This window comes from Streptomyces sp. YGL11-2 (assembly GCF_050054615.1).
Taxonomy (GTDB): Bacteria; Actinomycetota; Actinomycetes; order Streptomycetales; family Streptomycetaceae; genus Streptomyces.
Window position 1 is genome coordinate 1 of sequence record NZ_JBNHIN010000074.1, and the last position, 25,130, is coordinate 25,130.

General features: G+C 69.4%; 20 protein-coding genes and 6 pseudogenes. 21 read left to right on the forward strand and 5 right to left on the reverse strand.

Annotated features, from left to right (window positions below; all coding sequences use genetic code 11):
* Positions 1-558: pseudogene (locus tag ACO1BR_RS40085) on the reverse strand (histidine kinase); the annotation flags it as partial.
* Between the two features lie 448 nt (positions 559-1,006).
* Here ACO1BR_RS40085 and ACO1BR_RS40090 point away from each other — a divergent pair.
* Both ACO1BR_RS40090 and ACO1BR_RS40095 read left to right on the forward strand, forming a co-directional pair.
* Positions 1,007-1,546, forward strand: a complete 540-nt coding sequence (locus ACO1BR_RS40090; protein ID WP_426800041.1) for a GNAT family N-acetyltransferase — start codon at positions 1,007-1,009, stop codon at positions 1,544-1,546.
* Positions 1,547-1,768: 222 nt separating this feature from the next.
* The gene (locus ACO1BR_RS40095; protein ID WP_426800042.1) at positions 1,769-2,023 is read left to right on the forward strand and encodes a hypothetical protein; all 255 of its coding nucleotides are present in this window, start codon (positions 1,769-1,771) and stop codon (positions 2,021-2,023) included.
* Between the two features lie 829 nt (positions 2,024-2,852).
* Here the strand turns inward: ACO1BR_RS40095 and ACO1BR_RS40100 are convergent.
* The 3 genes and pseudogenes from ACO1BR_RS40100 to ACO1BR_RS40110 form a co-directional block, all read right to left on the reverse strand.
* Positions 2,853-3,489 (reverse strand): annotated as a pseudogene (locus tag ACO1BR_RS40100) (SDR family NAD(P)-dependent oxidoreductase); the annotation flags it as partial.
* The gene (locus ACO1BR_RS40105) at positions 3,447-3,605 is read right to left on the reverse strand and encodes a hypothetical protein (RefSeq protein ID WP_426800043.1); all 159 of its coding nucleotides are present in this window, start codon (positions 3,603-3,605) and stop codon (positions 3,447-3,449) included. The pseudogene ACO1BR_RS40100 and the gene ACO1BR_RS40105, both read right to left, overlap by 43 nt.
* Before the next feature lie 74 nt (positions 3,606-3,679).
* Entirely contained in the window at positions 3,680-4,432 is a 753-nt protein-coding gene (locus ACO1BR_RS40110; protein WP_159506046.1) for an SDR family NAD(P)-dependent oxidoreductase, read from the reverse strand.
* Positions 4,433-5,125: 693 nt separating this feature from the next.
* Between ACO1BR_RS40110 and ACO1BR_RS40115 the strand changes: the two genes are divergently transcribed.
* From ACO1BR_RS40115 to ACO1BR_RS40150, 8 genes and pseudogenes are all read left to right on the forward strand, one after another.
* Positions 5,126-5,779 (forward strand): alpha/beta hydrolase family protein, encoded by a 654-nt coding sequence (locus tag ACO1BR_RS40115; protein WP_426800044.1) that lies wholly within the window; start codon positions 5,126-5,128, stop codon positions 5,777-5,779.
* Between the two features lie 61 nt (positions 5,780-5,840).
* Positions 5,841-6,014, forward strand: a pseudogene (locus tag ACO1BR_RS40120) (LLM class flavin-dependent oxidoreductase); the annotation flags it as partial.
* A 161-nt stretch (positions 6,015-6,175) separates the two neighbouring features.
* Positions 6,176-6,555 (forward strand): annotated as a pseudogene (locus tag ACO1BR_RS40125) (dienelactone hydrolase family protein); the annotation flags it as partial.
* Positions 6,556-7,069: 514 nt separating this feature from the next.
* Positions 7,070-9,982, forward strand: a complete 2,913-nt coding sequence (locus tag ACO1BR_RS40130; RefSeq protein WP_426800045.1) for an AAA family ATPase — start codon at positions 7,070-7,072, stop codon at positions 9,980-9,982.
* A 397-nt stretch (positions 9,983-10,379) separates the two neighbouring features.
* On the forward strand, positions 10,380-10,760 hold the full coding sequence (locus tag ACO1BR_RS40135; protein WP_426800046.1) for a hypothetical protein: 381 nt from the start codon (positions 10,380-10,382) through the stop codon (positions 10,758-10,760).
* Positions 10,761-10,849: 89 nt separating this feature from the next.
* Positions 10,850-11,584 (forward strand): hypothetical protein, encoded by a 735-nt coding sequence (locus ACO1BR_RS40140; protein ID WP_426800047.1) that lies wholly within the window; start codon positions 10,850-10,852, stop codon positions 11,582-11,584.
* A gap of 69 nt (positions 11,585-11,653) precedes the next feature.
* Positions 11,654-12,019 (forward strand): hypothetical protein, encoded by a 366-nt coding sequence (locus ACO1BR_RS40145; RefSeq protein ID WP_426800048.1) that lies wholly within the window; start codon positions 11,654-11,656, stop codon positions 12,017-12,019.
* A 38-nt stretch (positions 12,020-12,057) separates the two neighbouring features.
* A complete protein-coding gene (locus tag ACO1BR_RS40150; RefSeq protein ID WP_426800049.1) occupies positions 12,058-12,441 on the forward strand; it encodes a hypothetical protein in 384 nt (127 codons plus the stop codon).
* Between the two features lie 823 nt (positions 12,442-13,264).
* Here ACO1BR_RS40150 and ACO1BR_RS40155 read toward each other — a convergent pair.
* Positions 13,265-13,786, reverse strand: a complete 522-nt coding sequence (locus ACO1BR_RS40155; RefSeq protein ID WP_426800050.1) for an SRPBCC family protein — start codon at positions 13,784-13,786, stop codon at positions 13,265-13,267.
* 63 nt (positions 13,787-13,849) lie between these two features.
* Between ACO1BR_RS40155 and ACO1BR_RS40160 the strand changes: the two genes are divergently transcribed.
* The 11 genes and pseudogenes from ACO1BR_RS40160 (at position 13,850) to ACO1BR_RS40210 (ending at position 24,888) form a co-directional block, all read left to right on the forward strand.
* Positions 13,850-14,437 (forward strand): TetR/AcrR family transcriptional regulator, encoded by a 588-nt coding sequence (locus tag ACO1BR_RS40160; protein WP_426800051.1) that lies wholly within the window; start codon positions 13,850-13,852, stop codon positions 14,435-14,437.
* 1,219 nt (positions 14,438-15,656) lie between these two features.
* A complete protein-coding gene (locus ACO1BR_RS40165; RefSeq protein ID WP_426800052.1) occupies positions 15,657-16,853 on the forward strand; it encodes a DUF418 domain-containing protein in 1,197 nt (398 codons plus the stop codon).
* Positions 16,854-17,467: 614 nt separating this feature from the next.
* Positions 17,468-17,875: a hypothetical protein gene (locus ACO1BR_RS40170; RefSeq protein WP_426800053.1), complete on the forward strand. Its 408-nt coding sequence runs from the start codon at positions 17,468-17,470 to the stop codon at positions 17,873-17,875.
* Positions 17,876-18,110: 235 nt separating this feature from the next.
* Positions 18,111-18,314: a cold-shock protein gene (locus tag ACO1BR_RS40175; protein ID WP_426800054.1), complete on the forward strand. Its 204-nt coding sequence runs from the start codon at positions 18,111-18,113 to the stop codon at positions 18,312-18,314.
* Between the two features lie 87 nt (positions 18,315-18,401).
* Positions 18,402-20,057 carry a DEAD/DEAH box helicase gene (locus ACO1BR_RS40180; protein ID WP_426800055.1) on the forward strand — a complete coding sequence of 552 codons (1,656 nt, stop codon included), beginning with the start codon at positions 18,402-18,404 and terminating at the stop codon, positions 20,055-20,057.
* 267 nt (positions 20,058-20,324) lie between these two features.
* Positions 20,325-20,948 (forward strand): dienelactone hydrolase family protein, encoded by a 624-nt coding sequence (locus tag ACO1BR_RS40185; protein WP_426800056.1) that lies wholly within the window; start codon positions 20,325-20,327, stop codon positions 20,946-20,948.
* Positions 20,949-21,050: 102 nt separating this feature from the next.
* Positions 21,051-21,278 (forward strand): annotated as a pseudogene (locus ACO1BR_RS40190) (helix-turn-helix domain-containing protein); the annotation flags it as partial.
* Positions 21,279-21,385: 107 nt separating this feature from the next.
* Positions 21,386-21,742 carry a YciI family protein gene (locus ACO1BR_RS40195; protein WP_426800057.1) on the forward strand — a complete coding sequence of 119 codons (357 nt, stop codon included), beginning with the start codon at positions 21,386-21,388 and terminating at the stop codon, positions 21,740-21,742.
* Between the two features lie 348 nt (positions 21,743-22,090).
* Positions 22,091-22,401: pseudogene (locus tag ACO1BR_RS40200) on the forward strand (VOC family protein).
* Positions 22,402-22,830: 429 nt separating this feature from the next.
* Positions 22,831-22,968, forward strand: coding sequence for a hypothetical protein (locus ACO1BR_RS40205; RefSeq protein WP_426800058.1), 138 nt, complete (start codon positions 22,831-22,833; stop codon positions 22,966-22,968).
* A 987-nt stretch (positions 22,969-23,955) separates the two neighbouring features.
* The gene (locus ACO1BR_RS40210; RefSeq protein ID WP_426800059.1) at positions 23,956-24,888 is read left to right on the forward strand and encodes an aldo/keto reductase; all 933 of its coding nucleotides are present in this window, start codon (positions 23,956-23,958) and stop codon (positions 24,886-24,888) included.
* Positions 24,889-25,130: the final 242 nt, after the last annotated feature.

The window sequence follows — 25,130 nt, forward strand, 5'->3', positions numbered from 1 at the left end:
CACCAGAGCCGTCCCGGCCGTGGCCAGGGCCAGCGCGCCGGCGCCGGCGCCGATGAGGAACGGGAGCAGCCGGTCGGCGGCACCGCTGATCTTGCTGACCTTGAGCCCGGACGCCACCATGCCCACGACCCTGCCCCCGTCCATCACCGGCACGACGGCCTGTATCTCCTCGCCGACGGGACCCTGGAGGCTTTCGATGGTGACGTGGCCGGTCAACGACGGTCCGATGGTGCCGATGAACTTCGTGCCGATCCGCTCCGGCCGCGGGCTCGAATAGCGGATGCCGTCCCGGTTCATGACGACGATGAAGTCGACATTGCCCGTCTTGCGGGCCGCTTCGGCCAGCGGCTGGAGCACGGAAGCCGGGTTCGGGCCGCGCAGCACGGAGGGCAGGCCGGGGGCGTGAGCGAAGCTCTCGGCGGCGGCCAGCGAGCGGGCTCGCGCCGCCTGGAATCTGTCGTTCCGTGCCATCAGTGCCAGCGAGGCCACAGCCGCCGCCACGAGCAGCACGATGATCAGCGCCTGCAGCATGAACATCTGCCCGGCGACGCTGCTCATGCTCGCCTGGGGCCGGGAACGCCGCTTCGGCGGCTTCGGAGAGCCTGGCGGCCGCTGTCGACGCTCACGCGAGGAGCGGCCCGGGGTTCGGGCCATGCCCCTTGTCTAACCTCGCTCCGGCGCGCACGGCCTGCACCACGCCGGGCACTCGCACGGCTTGCCCAGTGCTGCGCGGTCCGGCTCGCGGCCTTCTCCTCTTTGACGAAGTGACCCCACCAGACGAACTGGTAGGGGTAGAGCTGTTCTCGGGGGTGGAGGTGATCAGCGTGATGTGGCGGCCCCGATCGCGGTAGGGCCCCTTCAGGATCTCCCGCAGGACGCCGGTGCTGTCGGGCGACGTCTGGGGACCTGTTCGTCCGGCCGTGGATGTGATCCTGACGGGGAGTGTCCTGTCGCCCTGAAGAAAAAGGGATTGCCTCCGGCTCGTAGCTCACGTTGGCTGGGCGGTATGGCTGAACTGCGTACCGATCGCCTCACCCTCCGTCGATGGCGTGACTCTGACCTTGAACCGTGGGCGGTGATGAATGCCGATCCTGAGGTTCGGGAGCACCTGGGCGATCTGCTGACCCATGAGCAGAGCGATGCTTCCGTGGCGCGGTTCCAGGCCGAGTTCGACCAGCGAGGTTATGGGTGGTGGGCGGTTGAGGTGCGGGCCACGGGCGAGTTCATCGGCTTCGCGGGCTTGGATCAGGTGGATGACGACATGCCGTTCACAGGGGTGGAGATCGGCTGGCGGCTCGCCCGCTCGGCCTGGGGGCAGGGCTACGCCACCGAGGCCGCACTGACAGTCGTGGCCTACGGCTTCGACACTCTTGGACTCCCCGAAATCCTTGCCGTGACAACGGCCACCAACCTCCGCTCGCAGGCGGTGATGCGCCGGATCGGCATGACGCGGGACCCGGACGGCGACTTCGACGACCCCACCGCGCCCGAAGGGCCACTGCGTCCGAACGTGCTGTACCGCATCGCCCGTAGCGCGAGGAGCTGACGCCGGGGTGCGCGCCGTTGTGGTGTCTGTCGCCGATGTCACGCTGGTGGCACACGGCATTGGGGAGAAAGTGGTGCATTGTTCCGGATTGGTAACTTACGGCGCGTTCAAGCTGATTCGGGGTGGTTGATCGGGAGGATTCCCTTTGCCGGTGACCAGCCGGCAGATCCGTGTAGCAATCGGCGGGGCTCTCGCCGTATTGCGCGAGGAAGGGAACCTTTCATGTCCTACAGCAAGCGCATCGCCGCCGCCGTGCTCGTGGCCGGCGCGGTCATCGGCGTCGGCGCACTTCCTGCCTCCGCCGCGGACCGTGGCTACGACCACGGCCGTCACCACGGCTACCACGGCCGTCACCCCGGCTACCACCACGACCGTGACGGATGGCGGCACGGCGGTGAGGGATTCCGGGGTGAGGGATGGCGGCACGACCACGACGGCTTCCGCGGATGGCGGCACGGCCGCCATGACTGGCGGTAGGCCGACGGGGCGTCGGGTGCCGCGCGTTCAGCCGGGCCGGGCCAGGCGATGAGGATCTGCGGATGTGAGCGGGTGTCATCAAAGGCTTGGTTCCGATTCGGCTGAGCGGCTGTCTCCGGGCACCGCGATCAGGGTGTGGGGCAGGCCCGCCGGTTCACTGTTCAGGGCCGGCGGGGCTGTCGGCGTTGCCCGCCGATGCGGTCGCCGTTGTCCCGTGGCCGAGGAGATGGCCGCGGGACAACGGGACCGGTAGGTCAGGCTGCGTGCCAGCCCCCGATCCCCCCGGGCCAGGGCCGCCACAGCTGCGCAAGCCTTGCTTCCCTTGGTTTCGTACAGCCCGGGGCGTTGGCCACGCAACCCTGGTGACCAGCGAATTCAGGGCGCCGGCGCTCTTACACGGGATGCCTGTCCGTGCAGGGTGAGGGGCCCGGACGGTCATCCGGACCCCGGAGGATGCTGCGCGTTGTACGACATCCCGTAGGTTCGTCCTGGCTTTCGCCCCTCGTTGTCGCAGGTCAGCTCAGCGGACGGACCGATGGGCTCACACGGAGCATGATGGTTCTTCGAGGATTCCGAAGAACCATCATGCTCCCTCATAAAGGGGGCGGGGGCCGAGGGCCGCGAACCACCTGATCAGACTCCGTGTGAGGTCACGGCGAACTCGCGGGCCATCGCAGGATTCGTGGCAGACCCGTGCCGAAGGACGCGAGGCGTCCGGGCCTCCGCCGGGCGCGAGGTCGGAGACGGGGGGCATGGAGGCGGTGGCGCGCGGATCGCGGGGCTGCCCGCCGGGGTGTGGGCCGGGCAGGCGAGGCGGAGCTGGCGCTCCTCAACGGGCTGGGGTGTTCCACAACCGCGGGGACGGCCTGACGGCGCTGCGGGCGGAGCTGGCGGCGCGCTTCCCGGTGCACCGTCTGGAGGTGCGCGGGTGCGTGGCGCTGTCGACGAAGTGGCCGCCCCCGACACCTTCCAGGAGCGGTGAGGTCGCAAGGAGGACGGAGGTCGCGGCGCCCTGCTCGACGGTCTTGATCAGCTCGGCAGGGACGCGGGAGCTGCCCCGGCCGCCGGTGTGGCGTTGCAGGTTCGTGTAGATGGCGCCGGGCATGAGTGCGTTGGCGTGTGATGTTGTCGTCGGCTCAGCGGCGGTTCGCCTCCACCGCGAAGAGGACGTTGGCGGTCTTGGACTGGCTGTAGGCAAGCCAGGGGTCGTAGGGGCGGAAGGCGAAGTTGATGTCGTCCCACACGATCGGCGACTGCTGGTGCCCGGCGGAACTGACGGCCACCACGCGGGCGTTGCCGTCGGCGGCCAGTGCGTGGTGCAACCCGGTGGCGAGGGCGAAGTGGCCCAGGTGATGGGTGGCGAACTGCCACTCCCAGCCCCGCTCGGTGTACTGCTCGGGGCAGGTCATGACGCCGGCGTTGTTCACCAGGATGCGCAGCGGCTCCTGCCAGGCGTCGACGAACGCAGGACCTCGTCCTCGACGCGGGCCCGGGTGGAGAGCGCCTGTGCGACCTCGTGTGCCGCGTCCGTCACTCGCTGTCGGCTACGGCCGGTGAGCTGGACCAGGTCGTCCCGGTTCATGCGGGCGCTGAGCCCTTCGACGAGGGCGCGGCCGCGAACCACCTGCTGCGACGGACGCCGTGGGGCCGCGCGCGTCAGACGGCTGTGCGGCCGCCGTCCACGGGGAGCACGGCGCCCTGGACGAAGCTCGCCGCGTCGCTGCCCAGGTAGGCGACCGCATCGGCGATCTCCTCCGGCTCGGCCGGTCGGCCGGCTGGGGCCTGGGCGGCCAGGGCGTCGAGGTCTTCCCCCATGCCGGCCGTGCCCTCCGTGCGTACCGGCCCGGGGCGCACGGCGTTGACCCGTACCCCGCGCGGGCCGTACTCGGCCGCCCACGCCTTGGTCAGCAGCTCCACGGCTGCCTTGCTCGACCCGTACAGGGCCATGCCCACGGCCCCGTACGCGGCGACCATGGTGCTCACGTTGACGATCGCGCCGCTGCCCCGCTCGGCCATCGCCGGCGCGAGTTCCGCCACCAGGTGGAACGGCGCCTTCACATTGAGCGCGTAGACGGTGTCGACCTCGCTCTCCGTTGCCTCGTCGGTGGGCCCGAACGGGTAGACGCCGGCGTTGTTCACCAGGATGTCGACCCGGCCGTCGCCCAGTTCCACTGCCCGCCGCGCGAGTTGTCGCACCGACTGCGCCTCGCGCAGGTCGGCGGCGATGAAGTCGGCCTTGCCTGCGCGGCCGCGGATGGCGGCGACGACTGATTCGCCGCGGGAGCTGTCGCGGCCGGCGACCAGTACGTGTGCTCCGCGCTGGGCCAGCAGCGTCGCGGTGGCGGCGCCGATGCCGCTGGTCGCCCCGGTCACCAGGGCCACGCGTCCGGTCAGATCAAGCGAACCCATGAGGTCGTCCTCCGTCTCGGGAGATGGGGAATCGCGGCTGTGCGGCGGAGCCGTCTTCGTGGCCTCGCCGGCCCGTCCGCGAGCTGACATGTGAGTGAAGCACTCTTTCCACCGGGGGATTCCGTTCCCGTTATCGGGCGTTGCTGGAGCCGCCTTGAGTCCAGGGCTGTCCCGAACGGACACGGTCCTCGCGGGAGGCTCCCGGACGGTCCGGGGCCGGTCACCGTGTGGGTGCGGCCATAAGGCGCACGGATGGCCGGGTTCGGCGACTCCTATGGCCGATCTCGTTCGCCGTGGCTCCGTCAACGACCGGTGAGCCTGGGCCTAGGCCAGCGTCGCTTGAGCCCCCATGAGCAGTCGGAACGACGGAAGTCGAGGGGGCAAGCCCTCGGGTCGGGCGGGGCGAACCCCCGCTCCTGCAGAAGGGTGTTCGGATGGGACAGGCGCGTGGTGCGCAGCAGAGTGGGGGTATGCGCCCGTCTCGAATCCGTCGCAGCCGCGTCAGCCGCGTCAGCCGCGGCTGTTGCGGCGACCGCGCTGCTGACCGGCACCGCTGCCGCCGCCCCACCGGCCCCTGCGCCGGTCACGACCCGCTCCGTCTCCTTCACCGGTTCTGGCGGGCTCACCTTGCACGGCACCGTCTTCGCCCCCTCGAACTTCCCTGCTGAGGCGACCCGTAGACCCGGATTGGTGATGGTCGGTGGTTCCACCAGCGCCGTGCACGCGACCCCCGCCACCACTGCCCTGCGCCCCGAGGCCGAGAGCCATGCCCGACGCGGCGTCGTCACCCTCGTCTACAACAAGCGGACCGTCGGCTACTCGACCTTCCACCACGACTACGCCCAGCTGGGCGACGACGCGCTGGCCGCTCGGCGTACCTTGGACCGTCAGCCTGGCGTCGACCCCGCCCGCAGCGGCCTGTGGGGGCTGAGCGAGGGAGCCTGGGCGGTGTCGCTGGCCGCCGCGAAGTCACTGGACGTCCGGTTCGTCGTGACGATCGGCGCCGCGGGGCTGCCCCCCGCCCGACAGACGGCCTGGGCCGACGAGCAGCTGTTCAGGCACGCGGGCGTGTCCGACTCCATGCCCGGCGCCGTTTCCTGTGCCCTGTGGCTGGTGTCGTCGGCGGGGCTGTTCCCGGAGGCCGACAGCCCGCTGCTCGGCGGCCGCACCCTGCCCTGGCTGGGCCTGCAGGCCCTCGCCGCGACCGCGGTGGCCGCCACGGTGGCGACCACCATCGCCTGGTGGCGAAGGCGGGACGGCGGCGGCGCCGTCCGGCTCGCGATGCTCCTCGCCGGCGGGCTGCTCTTCATCCCCTGGGCTCTCTCCTGGGGGCTGCTGGTCCCATGACGAGACGTCGGCCGCGAGCCGAGTTGATCAACGAGAACGTGCGAGCGTCAGCCAACGCCGGGACCACGTACTGCACCGAGCGCACCAGAGGCGTCCCTTCGGGGACCCCTGGATGCTGCTGACCGCAGCCGAGTTGGCGCCCTCCCTGATCCGATGGGGCACCCTACTCACGCTGGTCACTCGTTACCGTCCGCAGCAACTCGCCCGCCAGGCGGCCACGCTGGACCACCTCAGTGCAGCTGGTCCTCACGCACAACCGGGGAATCCACGGATCCGCATTCGCCGAAACGGCAGACGTCCTTGCGCCTCGGCAACCGCCCGCGACCAGCACGAGCACACGATCAACGACTCAAACCCGCCCCGCGACAGGCGACTTCACGATGGTGGATCTTCATTCGGGCGCACGCCGCCGTCGCCCCGTATTCCGACCGCGGGCTGGTCTGTGCCGGGTTGTCCTTCGGCACGGTGGTGGAGAACCTCGCCCTGAGTGACGAGAAGGCTCGCGGGCTCCTCCTGATGGGCGGCACCTCCGAGATCGCCAAGGGCGTCACCGCCCATGACCTGCCGGTGCAGCTGCACGTTGCCGAGCCAGACCCGTACGAGCCGCACGACTGGCTGAACTTCCGGTACTTCCGGATGTGTCGGGCCGGCGCGGACATCGAGGTGGTCCGCTATGCCGCGCCGGCCACTTCTTCACCGACCGGGACCTGCCGGACTACGACGCGGAGGCGGCGGAGCGTGTCTGGAAGGAGGCGCTGGGGTTCCTGGGCAGCTTGCCCGACCGGGCCTGGCGAGGAGCGTGGGTCAGTGTCGAACGACTGGTTGCGGCGCGGGTCGCGACAGCGTCTGACCAGGTGAGATCGGTGTTCATCTGAGAGAGGTGCGCGTCTCGTCGGACAGGCCGAGGTGGCTCCGAAGCACGCGCCGACCAGTGTTGGTGAGAGCGACGGCGCGACGGGTACTGATCCGGCTGATCCAACCGGAGTCGAAAGTGCGACGGCACACGGCGGCACCGCCCAGGTGGGGGCGGCGGTCGGTCCAGTCCAGGCACGAGCGGGCACCGTGGCGGGCGGTGGCACGCGGCCGAGTTCGGCCAGGCAGTCGGTCCCGTTGCTGGTGAGAGTCAGCCCCTGCTCCCCGTCCAGCAAGCCCCCGGTCGGTCATCGCCTCGGTGATCGCGACCCCGAGGGCGCGCGCAAGATGGTCGTAGCACGTACGGGCGCGGGTCAACCGTCGAGGTCCTCACGTCGTCTGGAAGACCAGATAAGGACGATGAGAGTTGAGCAACTGGTGACGTTCGTACAATCCCGTGATGCGTGCGGTGACGACTGGCCGGTGGTCGGGCGTGAGCCCGAACTCGCAGCCATCGACGCGGTGGCCGCCGGAGTCCTGTCCGGCCGGACTCGCGTCGTACAGCTCGAAGGGCCCGCAGGGATCGGCAAGTCGGCCCTGATGAGCAGCTGGTGGAACCGCAATGAGCGGTTCCGCGTGCTCCGGGCCCGCTGCCACCCTCTTGAACGCGCCTTCGCCTTCGGCGTGGTGCGCCAGCTGTTCAAGCCCCTCCTGGCGGAGAGCGCCCCGGCCGATCGTACGGAGTTCGCGGAAGGGGCCGCGGCCGCCGCACTGCGGGCGCTGGACGGTGCCGCCGCGAAAGGTCGGCTCCGGGAGGCAGCCGACCAGACGGCATCGACGCTGCGGGAACTCGACGGTCTCGCCGCCCGGCTGGCCCATCGGCAACCACTGCTCCTGGCCATCGACGCCGTGCAGTGGATCGACCAGCCGTCGCTGCGCTGGCTGGTGCACTTCGTCGGGCGGGCGGACGGCCACCCGGTGCTGATAGCCGTGACCAGCCGGAGTGCCGAGGGCCGGGGGCGTGATCCGCTGTTCGCCGAGCTCGTCCGGCCCGCGAACTGCCGCACCGTCGCCGTTGAGCCGCTGAACGCTGGCGCCGTGACGCAGCTGGTGCGGACGGTATGGCCCACGGACCGGCCCGACGAGGCATTCTGCGCCGCCTGTCACACCGCCACGGGCGGGCACCCGCTGTTCGTCCGGGCGCTCCTCTGCCAGGCGCAGCGCGGTGGCGTGAAGCCGACGGCGGAGTTCCTGGACCGTATCCCCACGGTCAACCTGTCGACGCTCGGTGCGGAGATCTCGCACCGGCTCTGTCAGACGTCGGACGAGGTCATGGAGCTGGCACAGGCGCTGGCCTTCCTGGGCGACCGCAAACCACCGGACCTGCTCGCCGCGTTCTGCGGAACCGGGCGGGCGGTGGTGCGCTCCGCGGCAGAGGAACTGCGGTCGCTGGGTCTGCTACGGGCGGACGGCGACCCCGGCTTCACCCACCCGGTCGTCCGCGACACCGTGCTGGGCATGCTGTCGCCCGAGGAGTTGGGCGCCGGCCATGCGCGGGCCGCCCAGGTGTCCTGCCTCAGCGGCCGGCCCGACGAGGAGGTCGCGGCCCATGTGCTGGCGGCCGGGCCCGTGCGCGGACCCTGGGTCCTGCCGGTCCTGCGCAGAGCGGCCTCCGAAGCCGTTCACCGCGGCGCGCCGGAGACCGCGGTGACCTATCTGCGCTCCGCCCTCGACCAGGCGCTGGACGCACCCGAGCGTGCCCGGGTGCTCCTGGAACTGGGCACCGCGGCGAGCCACTACGACGCCGCTCTGGCGACCTCCTGCGTCACGAGTGCGCTCGAAGGGCTGACCGACGGGACGGCCCGCACCGACGCCTTGGGCGTGCTGGCTTACTCGCTGCTGCTGTCCCGGGGCTCCCGTACGGATCTGTCGAGCGTGGACCGGAAGATCGCGGCGTTGTGCGACGGGCCCGGGGCGTACGCCGGAGCCGTCGACGGGGAGCCGGCGCTGCGGATGACCGGGCTGCGCGCGTGGATGGAGTTCGAGCGACCGTCGGTGGCCGGTCCGGGTCCGGCCCCGTCCCCCGGCGCGGACGACGACCTGGCCGACCGCACGGCGGGAGAGCGCCAACTGCTCGCCATACATGCCTTCCACGCCCTGCGCGCCGCCGAGCCGGCCCCGTACGTCGCCGGTCTCGTCGAGCGCGCGTCGGTCAATCTGCCGGCGTTCTCGCACGACCTGTTCCCACTGCACTACTTCGTCGCACAGACGCTGCTCTACCTGGACGCGCTGGACTCGGCCGACCGGCTCAACCACCACCTGACCCAGGAGATCTCGGGCCGGGGCATGGAACTGCTGGGCGCGTCCCTGAGGATCTACCAGGCCGCCCTGGCACTGCGCCGGGGAAACGTCACCGAAGCCCTCGCCACCACCAAGGCCGCCGCGGACCACGCTTCTCCCACCGGGCGGCTCCCGTACGCACTGACCCTGGACACGATCAGGATCGACGCCCTGCTCGCGTTGGGCCGGACCGAGGCCGCGGAGCGGGTCGCCCTCGCGCACGCCGCGGCCGGGCAGGCGGAAGTGGCCTGGGAACGGCCCCGGTTCCTCATGAGCCTGGCAGCGCTGCGTACCACCCAGGGCCATACACGGGCGGCGCTCTCCCTGCTGCGCGAATGCGGTCACCACTGCGACGCCGTCGGCACGGTCAACCCCGCGATGTACCCGTGGCGCTCGCGTGCGGTGGCCGCCCATCTCGCCCTGGGCGAGGTCGCATCGGCCCGTACGCTCGCCGGGCAGGAACTCGACCTCGCCCGCAGCTGCCGGATCCCCCGAGCCCTCGGGGTGGCGCTGCGGGCGTCCGGTACCGCGATCGGCGGTGCCCAGGGGCTCGACCTGCTGGCCGAGGCCGTGAGCGTACTCGACGCGACCCCGGCCCGCCTCGAACTCGCCTGTGCGCTCCACGACTTCGGTGCCGCCCTCATGCGCCGCGACGACAAACCCGGCGCGCGCCAGGCACTGCGCCGGGGCCTGGACCTGGCCGCCGGGTGCGGTGCCACGACGCTCGCGGCGCGGCTGGAGCAGCGGCTCCACCTCGCCGGCGGACGGGTCGGCAGACCCGGGGGAATCCGCGTGCTGACCGCGGGGGAGGAGCGCGTCAGCGCCCTGGCGGCTCAGGGATACAGCAACAAGGAGATCGCCGAACGGCTCGTCGTTTCGCTGCGGACCGTGGAGACCCATCTCACCGGCGCCTACCGCAAACTGGGGATCCCCGGCCGCCCTTATCTGGCCGCGGCAATGGCCGAGGCGGGTGGTGTGAGCACGGAGCGTGGATCGGCCACCTCCTCCTGAACTCGGCAACCTTCGCCTCAATTACGGCGCTGCCGCCGGACCCGGAACGGAACCCGCCGCCGCTCGGTCCCTGCCGTCCGGTCGGCCCCGGAAGCCTCTCATCCTCCTTGGACGAGAGGCTTCCGGCATGCCTGCGGGCTTACCGACCTGGTCCCGTGGTTCGTGTGCCGTAGCTGCTGTGGGCGCCGTGGTCGCGTTCCCGGTGCCGTGGATTCTCCCGGCTCTCCTCGTGGTTACCCCGAGAGTCGCAATCCGGGTACCGAAGACTTATCCGGAATCAATTGATCCGGCAGCTCTCTCATGACTTACTCATGCCGAACGACCTGATCGAACGACTTGGTCCCGAACGATCGGATTCTTCCGATGCCACGGGGAAGTGTGAGAGGGAGTAGCAACCGTGAAGTTCAATCGTAGAGCCGTGTACGGCCTTCTCGCGGCGGGAGCCGCGACCTTCTCGACCGTGCTCTCCGCGCCGGCCGCACACGCGGGAACCGGAAATTACCTCCAGATCACCAACAACGCCGGAATCCTCGCCAACACCTGCTACAAGTGGCGGGACGCGGAGGACAAGAACTACTGCCACAACGTCCGGCCGGTGGGCACTACCTGGAAGGCGTATTTCCCCGCGGGTGCCACCGGCGCGAAGATCGACCTCAGCGCCAGTGTGGTCACCTACGCCACGGTGGACACCGCCGTCGTGACCGACACCAACCGGAATCACTGCTTCGAGGTGACCGGTCTCGTCGACCGCCCGAAACTCCAGGAAACGGGCTGCTGAACACGTCACTTGCCGTCACTTGCGAGGCGGCCCGCCGTCCCGCATTCCCCCGAGTGCGGGTTACCGCACACCCACCGAGTGAGGAAACAATGCCCCCCACATACACTCCGAGCGTCCGCTCCTCCCTCCCCGCCTCCGTCTCCAGAATAGGCGTCGCATTCGGAGCCGTCGCCGCCGCGCTCGCCCTGGCGGCGCCCGCGGCATCGGCCGCACAGGGCTCCGGAACGACCGATGTCAACGGCCACACCGACACCTGGGTGGAGGGAGGATCCCCCTCGGTCACCTACGACAACGGCTATCAGGTGAATTCCGCTGCGGAGGTCAAGCGGGCCCTGGACCAGTGCAAGAGCAGCAAGGTCTCGTGCTCGGCCACGACCACGTCGTCCCAGCAGGTGACGAAGTGGTTCGATGTCGACAACGCCGGTATGGGAATCGGCCCCATTCAGAACTGCAGCCCCGGAGCATCGGAAATCAACCAGACGCTCAGCGGAAGCAAGACCTTCACCTGGGGCTGGAACGTCGGCGGCAGCATCGATATCACCCTGGTCAAGGACAAGTTGGGAGTCGGCGCCTCCGCGCAGTACAGCGAGACGAACGCCGAGACGAAGAGCGGCGACATCAGGATCACCATCAAGCCGGGTCAGAAGGGGATGCTGATGATGGGCCACGACATGGAACAGCGCGTCTCCGATGTGACCATCCAGGGCGGCGAGTTGGGCGGCGCGAAGATCACCGGACTGCGCACCGAAATCCCCCTCAAGGTGGCGGCGCGGGCGGACACCGACGTGGTCGCGTGCGGCGCGACCCTGAAGAACGGGCGCTGAGGCGTCGGTCCACCCGCGACAACTCACGAAGGAGCACCTGTGCGGAATGCGCGGAATATCAAGAAGTCGGTGGCATACGGAGCCGCAGCCCTGAGTCTCGCACTGGGCGGCGCGGTCATGACGGCACCGTCCGCCAGCGCTGCCGGATCGGGAAAGTCCATCGGGTTCACCAACAACGGCTGGTTCCTGGTCGATACCTGCTACCACTGGAAGAACTCGGCGACCTCGGACTCCTGCGATTACGCAAAGCCCAAAGGCACCGACTGGCGAGTGGAGATCCCCGACGACGCGAAGGGCGTCAGGGTCGAGGTGACCGTAGCCGCACAGATCGGCGGCGGCAATGTGTCGCCCCAGATCAGCGATCTGAGCAAGAGCCACTGCTACGAGCTGAGCGGCTACACCTTCAACCCGAAGATTACGGACAAGGGCTGTTAGGCATGTCCGACAGCCGAAGCGAGAGGTGGACTCCCAACGTGCGCAACACGAAGCGTTCGCGGACATGTGCGGTCGCCGCCCTGGGGGCGGCCCTGACCGGCGTGGTGCTGACGGCACCTTCGGCGGCCGCCGCGACGGACAACTACATCCAGTTCGATCACAAGGCAGGGTCGCTCATCGACACGTGCTACCAGTGGCAGGGACCGGAGGGCATAGAGAAGAAGAACTACTGCCAGCATGACCGCCCGATCGGGACCAGCTGGAAGGCGTACTTCCCCGCGGGAGCCACCGGGGTCACCGCCACCGTCTACTGGACGGGAGGCTCCCAGCCCCTGTACATCAACGAGCCTGACAAGAACCACTGTTACCGGCTCGAAGGCACCCTGGTCTCCGGAATCCACGTCCTTCGGGAGAACTGCTGACACCTGCGCTTCGCCCGCCGACCCCGCCGGGCAGGTGAGCCCGGCAGAGCGCACGGCCCGCTGACGAAGGTCGTCAGCGGGTCCCGTCCGGCCCGGGCCTTCAGCAGAAACCTGTGCTACCTGTCGAGAAGCCCGTATGCCAGCTCTTCTCGTGGGGGAGCAGCGCCACTCTGCCCGCCAGGGCTCAAAAGACGCATGACGCCCCGGGAACCAGAGGAAGTTCCGGGCCCCTGGCGGTTGTGAGTTTCGCCCAGCCTGTTGACCGGTCGCAGCACCCTGCGACCGCCCCATCTGGCCGGAGGCAGGGCGGCGCGGCGGGCGCGGGGGATGGGGCAGTCCGCGGTGGGTGCGGAGGCGGTTGCTGATCCAGCGGCCGCCGACGCCGCGCCAGTACTCGTCGGCGAAGTCCCGCACTGCTGGATCGGATCTGTCCCGTGCGGCCTCCAGCAGCTCCCGCAGCTGTGTGGCCGCATCTCGGCCTCGACGAACTGCCCGATCACCACCTCCGCGGCCTCCAGCCGGGCCACCTCGGCATCGCTCTCAGCGAGCTCCTTACGCAGCCGCTCAGCCCGATCGGCCAGCACCACCCGCCGCTCCCTCACCCACCCCAGCACGTCCACCACGAGCAGGCCCCCCGTCACCGAACTCTGTGGCCGGAGCGTACGACCCGCCCGCGCGTCGACGGGGCCGAATCAGCCGGAGCCGCCACCTGCCGGATGATCACTTGCCAGCGCTCTCGCTCCTGACCGGCAGGGGCACCCCGGCCCCACCTCACACCAGTCCCATGGCCCGCAACTTCAAGATGAAACGGGCTCATTGGAGCTCAAGCGGTTTCCTCCTCCGGCCGTGCCTTCCGGCTTGCGGTGCGGGCTATGGCGTGCAGGAGGCGGACGTAGGGGTTCCAGGTGGACGGTCGGAGGGGAGGTGTTCCGCAGGCCGTTGCGGCGCGGTCCATGCTGTCTTCCAGGCACGCGTCGTGCAGGGACCGCCACAGCAAGGGCCAGGTGAGGCGGGCCGGGCCGCGGGTGCGCATGGCCAGGGTGTGGCGCAGCAGGGTGCGGTGCTCGCCGGTGGCGTGGACGGTGAACTCGTGGAAGCCGTCGAAACCGCGAGGCGCGCTGAAGGCGAAGCGCACCCACGTGGAGGGTGCGTAACCGCTCACGGTGTAGCGGATCGGGCCGTGTCCGCCGACGGCTCCGACCGCAAGTGAGCGATCGAAAGCCATCCGAGGCCACGTGTGCACCGGCCACAGTGCGTCGCCTTCGCCGGCCAGCGTGTCGATCAGCGCTCCGACCTCGCTCTGCTGGGCGTTCAGTAGCCGTTCGTGCACGTTGTAGACGGCCATCGCGTCCCTCCGTTGCCATTTCAGAGAGTCTTCTCTAATTCATTGGAGACTACTCTCTACTTCATGGCGAGACCAGCCCGATTCACCACCGAGCAGTTCCTCGACGCCGCCGTGCGCAAGGCCGCGGAGGGCGGGTCGGCGGCGGTGACCATGTCCGCGGTCGCCTCCGCGGTGGGCGCCCCGAGTGGCTCGGTCTACCACCGGTTCACCGGACGCACCGAGCTGCTGGCCGAGACGTGGCTGCGAACGGTGACGGACTTCCAGGAGGGCTATCTGGCCGTGCTCAACGAGGCGGACAGCGATGCCCGACGGGCTGCCCGCATGGCGGCCCGCCATGTGATCGCCTGGAGCCGCGCCCACCCCGAGCGGGCCACCGTGCTGCTGTACGGCGCCGAAGCCTTCGACCGCGCCCACTGGTCGCCCGAGCATCGCGGCCGCGCCGAGGCCGGCAACCGTCGTGTCTTCGCCGCCCTCGCCGCCCACGCCACTGCCCTGGGCCTCGACGGCCCCGAGGGCGCCGATCGCGTCGCCCTCGCCCTGGTCGACCTTCCCCTCGCCCTGGTCCGCCGCCACCTGCGCGCCGGCACGGGCCTCCCAGCGCACGCGGAGGATCTCGCCGAACAGGGCGCTTCTGCACTGTTGTTCAGATAGCGGCTCTCGTTCGGCTCTGTCGTCGAGCACGTCGACACGCACCGGATGTGAGTGTCACGATCGTTTCTGAGTGTTCGCGGGTTCCGGGGTCGGTACAAGTCCGAACCGACGGTGCAAGTTCGAGCCGGCGGTGCAAGTCCGCGTGCATGCCCCACGCTGCTGCAGGCCCTCTTCGTCCTGACGAACGCTGAGATCAGCCGCTGACCCGCCGTGGCAGACGATCTCCCCGAGACGATCACGCCGACCACCCCGGCAACATCGAGGCCGTCCTGACCGCCTACGAGCAGACGCTGTTCCCCCGCAGCGAGGCGTCAGCCGCCGAGTCCGCCGCCAACCTGGAGCTGATGTTCGGCGACAACGCCCTGCAGCGACTACTCGACATGCTTGCGCCCCACCACCAGGACCGGTGATGCCGCCCGAACCCGTCGAAGACGCTCACAGAACGTCACCACAGCCCGGGCAACCCGCCCTGTCCGCCAGTGGGGGATCCCCATGTCCACCATCAGCGCTTTACGAGTTCCGGCGCGCCCCTACCGTGTCCGCTGATGATGATCCGGGGGCGTGGTGGGCCACCTGCACGATCATCACGACCGAGGTCACCGACGCCGCCTGACGCGTCTACCCCCGTATGCCCCTGGCCATCGCCCCCCCCACGACTGGAGCGCCTGGCTCGACCCGCCCACCACGACACCGACGACCTCCGCGCCCCTGCTGACGGCCCCTGCCGCCGGCCATCTGGACGTTCGCGCCGTGTCCACCACGGGCAACAGCGTCCGCAACAACAGCCCGCACCTCCCGGACGAACTTGCGATCGCCATGCCGACGCCTGAAGGCTCGGCGCGTACGAGGTGCCGCCGGGCTGGGACCCAACCGGCCGGCCCGCTCGGCGCGGCCGGAAGCCGGTCAGGACGTGATCCGCGCGGCCCGTACGCTCGCTTCCAGCTCGGCCATCACATATGCCTCGCAGTCCACCACCGCGACCCGGGAACCCATGCGTTCCGCTCGATCGTTGCCTGTGCGTCGGCCGTACCCGCAGGTCCGACCTGCGCATGGTGACAGCCGTCTCACGTCTGCCGCACCGACTGCAAAGGTCAGGACGGCCGTGGAAGCTTCGTGCGCGGCGCCTCCGGCCACCTTGAGACGGTACCTGCGAGGTGGCGGGGGTGGTTCGGACTGTTGCTGGATACCCGGCGATCAGCGCGTTTTCCGACTGGAGACCATGACAACACAGCATGCACAGGCCGCCGCGCCCGCACTCGGCGCCCCGGCCCCGACACACGGGAACGGCAGGGCTTGGGCGGGTCGGCTGATCGGCATCGACCTGGCCCGCGGCCTCGCGGTCTTCGGTATGTACGCGGCTCATGTCGGCCCAGACCCGGACCAGGGCGGGGTGACCGGCTTCCTGATGGAACTGGCCCACGGAAGGGCTTCGGCGCTCTTCGCCTTCCTGGCGGGCTTCGCTGTGGTGCTCGTCACGGGGCGCGGCGCGCCGAAGGCCGGGCTCGCCGGTCGCCAGGCCGTCGCCAAGGTCGTGATCCGGGCCGCGATCCTGATGGTGGCGGGCACGGTGCTGACCATGACCGGCACCCCGGTCGAGATCATCCTGGCCTACTACGGCGTGTACTTCCTGCTCGTGCTGCCGCTCTACCGGCTCGGCGCCGGATCGCTGGCGGTGATCGCGACGGGTGCGGCCGTCATCCTCCCCCAGGTGCTGTACCTCGCGGCGCCGGCGCTCGGCGCGGGGACTGGGGGCCGAAGCCGGGGTGTGGTCGACGGCATTGCCTCCCTCCTCTTCAGTGGCAGCTACCCGGCCGTGACGTGGATCCCGTTCGTCATCACCGGCATGGCCGTTGCCCGCCTCGACCTGGCCTCTACCGCGGTCCGCACGCGACTCACAGCCTCCGGTCTCTCCCTGGCCGTGGCCGGCTACGGGGGCTCCTGGCTGGCGTTGCACCTCGTCCCCGGCGCGCTCGATGCGATCACCGGCGTAGCCGGACCGGGAGCGGCGAGCGCGTGGTGGTCCGACGCCGCCGGTTACCCGACCGACGGCACCCCGGCTTGGCTGCTGGTGGCTTCCCCGCACAGCGAGACCACCCTGTCCATAGTGGGCAACACCGGCGTGGCAATAGCAGTCGTGGCCACGTGCCTCGCCGCCGTCGACGCCGTCCCGCGCCTGCGCGCCCTGGCACGGCCGGTCATCGCGGTCGGGTCCATGTCGCTGACGGCATACATCTTCCACATCGTCGGTATACGGCTCCTGGGCATAGAGGAACTGCCGGGATCGCCCCTGCCCGTCCTTCTCGGCTTCATCGCCGCCGCCCTCGTGTTCGCGACCGTCTGGTCGCGGTTCTTCCGCCGCGGACCGCTCGAACAGCTGATGGCCAAGGCAACCGGCATCGCCCGGTACGTCCGGTAGGTCCGCGCAGGCCGACCGAGCCGTGGGATCAAGGCGGTCTGGGGGCACAAGACGCGCCAGGTCCACACCTTGCCGGCGCGCGCGGAGGCAGCCGCCGGCTCGGATGGCACGAAGGAGGAGGACTCCATCGGCGGTGGGGCAGCCGCCTACCTTCAGGACCTCAAGCGCTCCGGCCGGTGGGAACACGGGGAAACCGCCCCGCCGGTTCGTGGCCCGAAGTTCTCCAAGCTGTCCAGCCGGTACAGCACCGGCACCCGTGCCGCCCCGGCTGCCCTTCGGTCCCAGGCTCCGAAGAAGGAACCGTGAGCGGTCGCCCATCGGCACATGAGCGGCATCCTCCATGTCCTGCGTCGCCGGGGCGATGGGATGACCGCGGCAGGGCTGGGGGAGTTTGTCAGGAAGTCGTCGAAGGCCGCGGCTGCGGCCAGCATGAGGTATCTGACCAGCAGCGGCGGGAGGCGCTCGACTGGGTCGCCCGCGCCGACGCCTCCACGGCCCCCTCCACGATCGGCCACTTACCCTCGCCAAGACGCAGAGCAGCCGCAGAAGGGCCAGGAGCGCAGCTGTGTGCCGCGTCAGCGGGCGCGGGCCGAGCCAATACGTACCGCCGCACAGTGCGAGCCGCGGCGGGGGAGACGACGAGGAAGAAGAGCGGGCCGGCGCGGTTGCCGAGCAACGTCGTGGCGGACGTCGCCGCCGCGGCCAAAGGGGCACTGAAGAAGACCGCTAGGGGACGCGCCACGACCTCTTGTTCCCGACTGCGGACCCAGTTCGGCTCCGCCCTGCAGGCGCTCCACCCCGAGGACCAGTTTGAGGTCCTTCTTCGGGTCGAAACCCTCCTGCGGTTCGAGAAGCAGGCCCGGGCCGAGGAGCCGTTGCTGTCCTCCCTGACAGCGGCGAACGACACCTGCAACCCCCAGCTCTATCAGCAGCTCCTCGACCGACTCGGCCGCGACCGGGCCGAGCCGGGATGGTGGCAGACGGAGGCACTCCGGCTCCACCAGATCTGGCGGCACCGGTAGCACCGCGCCTTGATCGAACGATCAAGTGGATGGTTTGGTGCAGGATGGGGCGTGAGCGACGGTGGCGGCGTCGATCGATGATCCACCACGGGCCGTCGAGCCGTGCTACGGTTTCACAGTTGCAGTTGTGGTACCCATGAACCTATGTGCGCCTGACGGGAATGTTTCTCCTTCAGGCGCATTATTTGTTTCCGGCATCTCCGGATGGGGCCTCTGCCTACAGAAGGAGAAAGTCATGGCACAGGGAACCGTGAAGTGGTTCAACGCCGAAAAGGGTTTCGGCTTCATCGAGCAGGACGGCGGCGGTCCCGACGTCTTCGCCCACTACTCGAACATCGCCACCCAGGGCTTCCGTGAGCTCCAGGAGGGCCAGAAGGTCTCCTTCGACGTCACGCAGGGCCAGAAGGGCCCGCAGGCGGAGAACATCGTCCCCGCCTGATCGCCGGACGCGTATCCGCTCACCGGGGTCCGCACCGTCATGGTGCGGACCCCGGTTTGTGCTGTTTCCAGGAAGGCAGATAACTGCATGTCCCGTAGGCCCCAGAAGTCAAATCGGCGCGCCTCGTCACCCCCACCGTCCGCGTCGTCGCCGAGGGAATTCCGGCTGCCCGAAAGTACGACACCCGCCCTTCCCGCCGTCGAGGACTTCGCCGGTCTGGACATGCCCCCGGGACTGCTGAAGACCCTCACTGCGCAAGGCGTGACCACCCCCTTCCCCATCCAGGCTGCCACGCTGCCCAACTCGCTCGCCGGCCGTGACCTGCTGGGCCGCGGACGCACCGGCTCCGGCAAGACCCTCGCGTTCGGCCTGGCACTCCTGGCCCGCACGGCCGGACTGCGCGCGGAGTCCAAGGCACCCCTCGCCCTGGTGCTGGTGCCCACCCGTGAACTCGCCCAGCAGGTGACGGACGCGCTGACCCCCTACGCGACCGCGGTGAACCTCCGCCTGGCCACCGTGGTCGGCGGGCTGTCCATCACCAAGCAGGCCGCCGCGCTCCGACGCGGCACCGAGGTGGTCGTGGCGACTCCCGGCAGGCTCAACGACCTCGTGGAACGCGGGGACTGCGTGCTCGACAACGTGCGCATCACAGTGCTGGACGAAGCCGACCAGATGACCGACATGGGCTTCCTGCCGCAGATCACCAAGCTGATCCAGCAAGCACGGCCCGACGGACAGCGCATGCTCTTCTCGGCCACCCTCGACCGCAACATCGACCGCCTGGTGCAGCGGTTCCTGACCGACCCCGTGGTGCACTCCGTGGACCCGTCCGCGGGAGCGGTGACCACCATGGAGCACCACGTGCTCCACGTCCAGGACGAGACCGACAAGAAGGCCGTCACCACGCGCATCGCGGCCCGTGACGGCCGGGTCATCCTCTTCCTCGACACCAAGAGGTCCGCCGACCGGCTCGCCAAGCGGCTCCTGGCCGTCGGTGTCCGCGCGGCGGCACTGCACGGAGGCCGCTCCCAGCCGCAGCGGAACCGCACTCTGGAACAGTTCAAGAACGGTCAGGTCACTGCGCTGGTGGCGACGAACGTCGCGGCCCGGGGTATACACATCGACGACCTCGACCTCGTCGTGAACGTCGATCCCCCCACCGACCACAAGGACTACCTCCACCGGGGCGGCCGCACGGCCCGCGCCGGCGGCTCCGGCAGCGTGGTCACGCTGGTCCTGCCCGCCCAGAAACGGGAGGTCACCCGGCTCATGTCGGACGCGGGCATCCGCCCCCAGACGGCCCGCGTCACCTCCAGCGGCGCGGAACTGGCCACCATCACCGGTGCCCGCGAGCCTTCCGGCGTGGCCGTCACCATCGAGGTCCCCCAGCCGGCGACGCCGACGGCCTCCCGCCCGAACCGGAAGACGGACACCGAGCCCGGCCGACGATCCGGCCGCCGACGCCGAAACGGCGGCGGGGCCAAAGCGGCGACAGGTGCTGCCACCAGGACGGGGAGCCGGGGCTCCGACCGCCGGGCCACGGCCGGGGACACAGCGTCCGGTGGCACCTCCGCAACCGGCGGGCGCGGTTCTGCCCGCCGGGCGGGAGCCGGCAAGGGCACAGGGGGTGCCGACGGCGCGGGCGGCCGCAGTTCCCACCGCCGGGCCGCGGCCGGTGCGGCGACCGGCAAGGTTGTCCGCGGATCCGACCGCCGAGGAGGCCGCCGCAGTTCTGCCACCTAGCAGTGCCGCGTCAGACAATGTTCGCCCCGGCGAGGCGCGAGTGATGATCTTCGTCGTACCTTCGGCGTCGCCGTGCACCACTGCGAGTTCAAGGAGGTGAGACCCATCAATGCTGCGACAGGTCGGGGCTCTCTCCTTTGCATGGCCTAGGGAGCGCCCGCACAAGGCATCCCGAAGGGCCTGAAACGCTGATGCGCTTCACCTCCCAGACGTCGTCGGACGGCGTCACCGAACAATCTTCACCCTGGATGAGATCTCCGGCGTGCTGTGGACGCCGGAGAACACCTGCGGTACTCGTCCCTGATCCTGCTGGGCCATGGCGGTGGACAGCACAAGACAGCCCCCGGCACCTTGTCCCGCGCCCGCCGCTACGCCGCCGAGGGTTTCGCGGTCGTCGCGATCGACGCGCCTAACCACGGCGACCGACCCAAGGACGGGGAGTTCCGCCGGATCGCGGCCAAAATGCGGGCTGGCATGGCCGCCGGTGAGAACCCGGGCGCGCCGGTCGCCGGTATGCACAGCAATCTGGCAGGTCAGGTTGTCGCGGACTGGCAGGCGGTCCTGACCGCGGTCCAGCGCCTCGACCAGGTCGGCGTCGGTCCGGTCGGCTACTGCGGCATGTCGATGGGCTGCGGGCTCGGCATCCCGCTCATCGCCGCGGAACCCCGGATCCGCGCCGCGGTGCAGGGGTTGCTCGGCGTCCACGGGGTGGCCGAGCACGTCGCGCGGATCACCGTGCCGGTGCAGTTCCTGGCCCAGTGGACGACCAGATGGTGCCGCGGGACCAGAGCTTGGCCTTGTTCGACGCCCTGGCCTCGGCTGAGAAAACGCCGCACGCCAACCCCGGCAAGCACGGGGATGTGCCGTCGTTCGAAGTGGACAGTTCGCTGAGGTTCTTCGCCCGGCATCTGAGCTGACACGAGATCACAGTGCCCGGCGCGCCGACCGGAACTCTTTCCCGCCCAGCGCGCTCGGGCCAGACCGTTGTTCGGCATGGCCGAGCGGGTGCAGGTACGGGAGATCGGTGACGACAAGGGTGCTCGCCTGTTGCGGATCGTGCGGCGCGGCACCGGGTCGGTGGTGACCTGGAGGCGGGCTCAGATGGTGCTGCTGTCCGCACAGGGCATGCCCCTCGTGAAGATCGCCGAGGTCACGTTCACCAGTCCGGACCGGGTCCGCGATCTGATCCACAACTTCAACAGCGACGGCTTCGAAGCGCTTCGGGCGCGTGTGTCGATGCGGGCGGTCTCCGTTCGTCGCAATAGTGAGAGGTGGGGACAGGCCCCGCCCCGACCGGAGGACCGTCGTAGGTCCGCGAAGGAGTCACCATGCCGCGCTACCTGTCGCTTGTGAAGATCGACGAGAAGACCGCGCCTGCCGAGGGCCCGAGTCCCGAGATGATGCAGCGGATGGGCGAGCTGCTGGAGGAGATCACCAAGGCGGGGGTGATGCTGGAGACCGCCGGACTGACGCCGTCCGCGCAGGGCACCCGGGTGCGCTGGGAGGGCGGGAAGATCTCCGTCACCGACGGCCCGTTCACCGAGTCGAAGGAGGTTGTCGGCGGCTACGCGATCATGCAGTGCACGGACAAGGCCGAGGCGCTGGAGTGGACCAAGCGGTTTCTGAAGGTGCACGAGGAGTTCTGGACGGTGACCTGCGAGGTGCGTCAGATCGCGGAGGGCTGAGCCTTCCTCGGTGCAGCGCCGCCCGGGGGTGTTGCATGGTGGGTTGCGGAAGCGCAGCCCACCGCCCCCCGTCCTTACCGGCGGACCGCCACCGGGCCCGGTCAGGACGCCGCCACCGGCGCCCAGCAGAAGGCAACCTCCTGCGAGGCCGCCGCGCCATCGAAAGCTTCTTCCGGCTGGCGACGCCAGCAATGACACGCTGCGACGAAGGCTCTCGCCTGGTACTCGACCGCCCGGGCCGCTGGACGATCGTGCGAACATCGGGCGGTGACGGATGCCCAAGTGGAGATCAAGGACATTATCGTCGATTGCCAGGATCCGGAGCGGCTGGCTGTGTTCTGGTCTGAGGTGCTCGGCCGTCCGATCGTGGCCAGGACCGGCCCGTTCGTCTGGCTGGCCAGAGTCGGCGGCCCGGGGCTCGGCTTCCAGCGGGTCGAGGGATCGAAGAGCGGTAAGAACCGCGTTCACTTCGACGTCTCCGCCCCCGACCCCCCGCCGCGCAACGACGGATCGAGGCCCTGGGCGGCCTCCGCCTCCAGGAGTTCGCCGCCGGCGGCTTCCTGGTCATGGCCGACCCGGAGGGCAATGAGTTCTGCATCATCCCCCGGGGACCGTTCGACGTCGACGGCCAAGGCCGCGCGGACTACCTGAGCGCCTGACCTGCTTGGACAATGCTGAATCCGACAGGTCCAGCGAATCACGGACGAACTTGAACTCGGGCCACCGCGCCGCTGCCAGCAGCGCCGCGATCGACAGCCGAGTGGGGTCCAGCAGCAGCTGGTCGAGCTCAGGAGACGTCACGATCGTGCGCCGCCCTGACTGAGCCGTTTGAGACGTTCGAGGTTGGACGGGAGCACCGTCGCCACTCCCACGACGAGTCCGAGCAGCAAGTGCCAGCCCGGTACGTAGGACAAGAGCGCGACACTGCCCACGGAAATGACGCCCACGATGCTCAGGACGAAGTAGTCCGATCCAAGGGGAGCGCTGTTCTGACTGCCCTGCTGGCACGAGCCCTTGGGGGCGCAATCCGGGCGGAGTCCGAGCAGGCTGCGCCCCACTCGGTCGTCCCGCGTGACATGACGGTGGCGATGACGATGAAGAAGGGGACGGGCAAGAAGGACATCAAGCTGACCATCCCCAACCAGGACATCACACCGCAGAAGGAAACCGCTCTGAAGAAGCAGCTCAACACCGGGCTCAAAGCCGCCGGTTGTCCGACGGTCTGACGCGAACAGTGCGACTTCTAGTGGCTCGTTCCAGCTGCTGGGCGAGCCACACCGAGCATCGTTAACCACCTGCGTCGTGACGTCGATCGACACCGGTGAGGACGAGATACGTTGCGGGGAGAGGGCGGGACGCCCGGTCCAGGCGAAGATGACGGCCAGCAGGACGTTGGAGCGGATCGTGAAGTAGCTGCAGAGCCGGCCCAGGTTGTGGGAGGGGACCATGTCCCGGTCATTGCCGGTGATCCCGGTCAGGGCTGCGAGCGCGCCGAAGGCTACGGCGACAGGGCAGCGCCTCTCCGAGGAGGGGGACGCGGGGGCGCCGCTGCGTCGGGCAGGCCGGGAAGGGCCATGGACTCGGTGCAAGCAGTAGAGGCCATGGAGGTGGTGGGGGTGCCAGATTGAGCCTCCGGACGGAGTCCGTGGTAGACACGAGGGGGCCGCCAAGTGGGCGGCCGAAACGACACGGGGGATACGCATCCGATATGCAAGCTATACAGATAGCGTCCGGTAACACGCCGATTTACGAAGCTCTGGTCGCTGAGCGCGGCGATGTCCTCAATGATCTCCGAGAGGCCGCAGCGGAAGCCCAATGGGCCACATCCCACTCGTCGGGCTGGAGCAACCGGCACGAAGACGGAGCTACCGCCTCATGGCAACAGGCGAGGTCCCACTCCGCCTCTAGCCCCGTAGGGGGTGCCACGCCCCAGAGGCCGCATATCTCGTCTCACGTGACGTCCGCGTTCGGGTAGCAAACCTCAGAAACGTTGCAAGGAGCGTCAGTGAGAGGCAGTTCGGCCTCTCGCTGACTGCTCACCTGCGAGTGTTCACCTACGACGCTGAACGACGCCCTCTCGACAGGTCCAACGGCCGTCCAGTGACGGTTAGTTCCCGCTAAGCGTGTGACGTTTCGCCCAGCGCGTTGACCTGTCGCAACACGCCGCGACCATCCCATACTCCAGGACCTGACGAACCGACGGGCGAAGGAGCATGGTGAACCCAGCAGCGGCAGCCGGGACTTGGAAGTTCGGGGACCTGGAGGTGAATCGCATCGGCTACGGCGCGATGCGGTTGACGGGCAACGGCATGATGGGGAACTCCGACAGCACACCGATCGACCGCGATGTAGCCGTTGGCTTGCTGCACAGCGCGTTCGAACAGGGCGTTAATCACATCGACACGGCCGCCTTCTACTTCTCGCCGCTGCGGTCCGCAAACGAGCTCATCAATCGTGCCCTCTCATCCTGGTACGGCGACGTGGTCGTGGTGACCAAAGTCGGCCCGGCGCGTGATCCCTCCGGCGAGTGGCTCACCATGGCCCGCCCCGACCAGCTGCGCGGCCAGGTCGAGGAGAACCTGCGCCAGCTCGGCCGGGACCACCTGGACGTGGTGAACCTGCGCCACAACGGCCCCGGTACGGCCTTGGTCACCGAGCACTTCGGCGCCCTCGCCGAGCTGCGCCAGGCGGGCCTCATCCGGAACCTCGGGCTCTCGAACGTCCGCCCAGAGCACGTGGCCGAAGCCCTGGTGATCGCGCCGGTGGTCTGCGTGCAGAACTCCTACGGCCTGGACTGGCGCCGCGCCGACGAGAGCGGGTTGGTGGACCTGTGCCGAGAGCAGGGCATCGCCTTCGTCCCGTACTTCGCTGTCTCCGGCCTGCGGCGCGAGGCAGCCGCAGGCCATGAGTACGATGCACGCGTCCGCTCCGTCGCCCGCGCCCACAACGCGACGCCGGCCCAGGTACGGCTCGCCTGGACCCTCCACCGCGGTCCGCACGTGCTGGCCATTCCCGGGACCACGAACCCGGCACACCTCGCGGAGAACATCGCCGCCGGAACCCTACGACTGACCGAGGAGGATTTGGCCATCCTCGACAAGCCGCGCGAGGGCGCCGCCTGGGCGCCGACCGGCGATGCTCGGTGAATTTCCCCACCGCGTTGGACACCAGACCACATGCGGAAATGGAGCAACCCTGGTCGTTTTCGGAGGCCCTCATCAGGGCGTCGTTCGCCGGACGGCGCGGCGGTGCATTCGCCGTGTAGGCGGCGGAGGACTTCGACGTCGTGGCCTATGGATTCGTAGCTGTCGGCGGCCCATGGCAGCTTGTTGACCAGGAACTTGATGTGCGCGGGTACGGCCTGGGCGGGGCTGCCGCGCCATGGTGC

Bases quoted from the DNA above. Each gene is read 5' to 3' on its own strand.
- ACO1BR_RS40110 (WP_159506046.1), bottom strand. From the start codon at position 4,432: ATGGGTTCGCTTGATCTGACCGGACGCGTGGCCCTGGTGACCGGGGCG.
- ACO1BR_RS40140 (WP_426800047.1), top strand. From the start codon at position 10,850: ATGCCCCCCACATACACTCCGAGCGTCCGCTCCTCCCTCCCCGCCTCC.
- ACO1BR_RS40095 (WP_426800042.1), top strand. From the start codon at position 1,769: ATGTCCTACAGCAAGCGCATCGCCGCCGCCGTGCTCGTGGCCGGCGCG.
- ACO1BR_RS40160 (WP_426800051.1), top strand. From the start codon at position 13,850: ATGGCGAGACCAGCCCGATTCACCACCGAGCAGTTCCTCGACGCCGCC.
- ACO1BR_RS40105 (WP_426800043.1), bottom strand. From the start codon at position 3,605: ATGAACCGGGACGACCTGGTCCAGCTCACCGGCCGTAGCCGACAGCGA.
- ACO1BR_RS40165 (WP_426800052.1), top strand. From the start codon at position 15,657: ATGACAACACAGCATGCACAGGCCGCCGCGCCCGCACTCGGCGCCCCG.
- ACO1BR_RS40175 (WP_426800054.1), top strand. From the start codon at position 18,111: ATGGCACAGGGAACCGTGAAGTGGTTCAACGCCGAAAAGGGTTTCGGC.
- ACO1BR_RS40195 (WP_426800057.1), top strand. From the start codon at position 21,386: ATGCCGCGCTACCTGTCGCTTGTGAAGATCGACGAGAAGACCGCGCCT.
- ACO1BR_RS40090 (WP_426800041.1), top strand. From the start codon at position 1,007: ATGGCTGAACTGCGTACCGATCGCCTCACCCTCCGTCGATGGCGTGAC.
- ACO1BR_RS40180 (WP_426800055.1), top strand. From the start codon at position 18,402: ATGTCCCGTAGGCCCCAGAAGTCAAATCGGCGCGCCTCGTCACCCCCA.
- ACO1BR_RS40155 (WP_426800050.1), bottom strand. From the start codon at position 13,786: ATGGCCGTCTACAACGTGCACGAACGGCTACTGAACGCCCAGCAGAGC.
- ACO1BR_RS40210 (WP_426800059.1), top strand. From the start codon at position 23,956: ATGGTGAACCCAGCAGCGGCAGCCGGGACTTGGAAGTTCGGGGACCTG.
- ACO1BR_RS40115 (WP_426800044.1), top strand. From the start codon at position 5,126: ATGGTCGGTGGTTCCACCAGCGCCGTGCACGCGACCCCCGCCACCACT.
- ACO1BR_RS40205 (WP_426800058.1), top strand. From the start codon at position 22,831: ATGACGATGAAGAAGGGGACGGGCAAGAAGGACATCAAGCTGACCATC.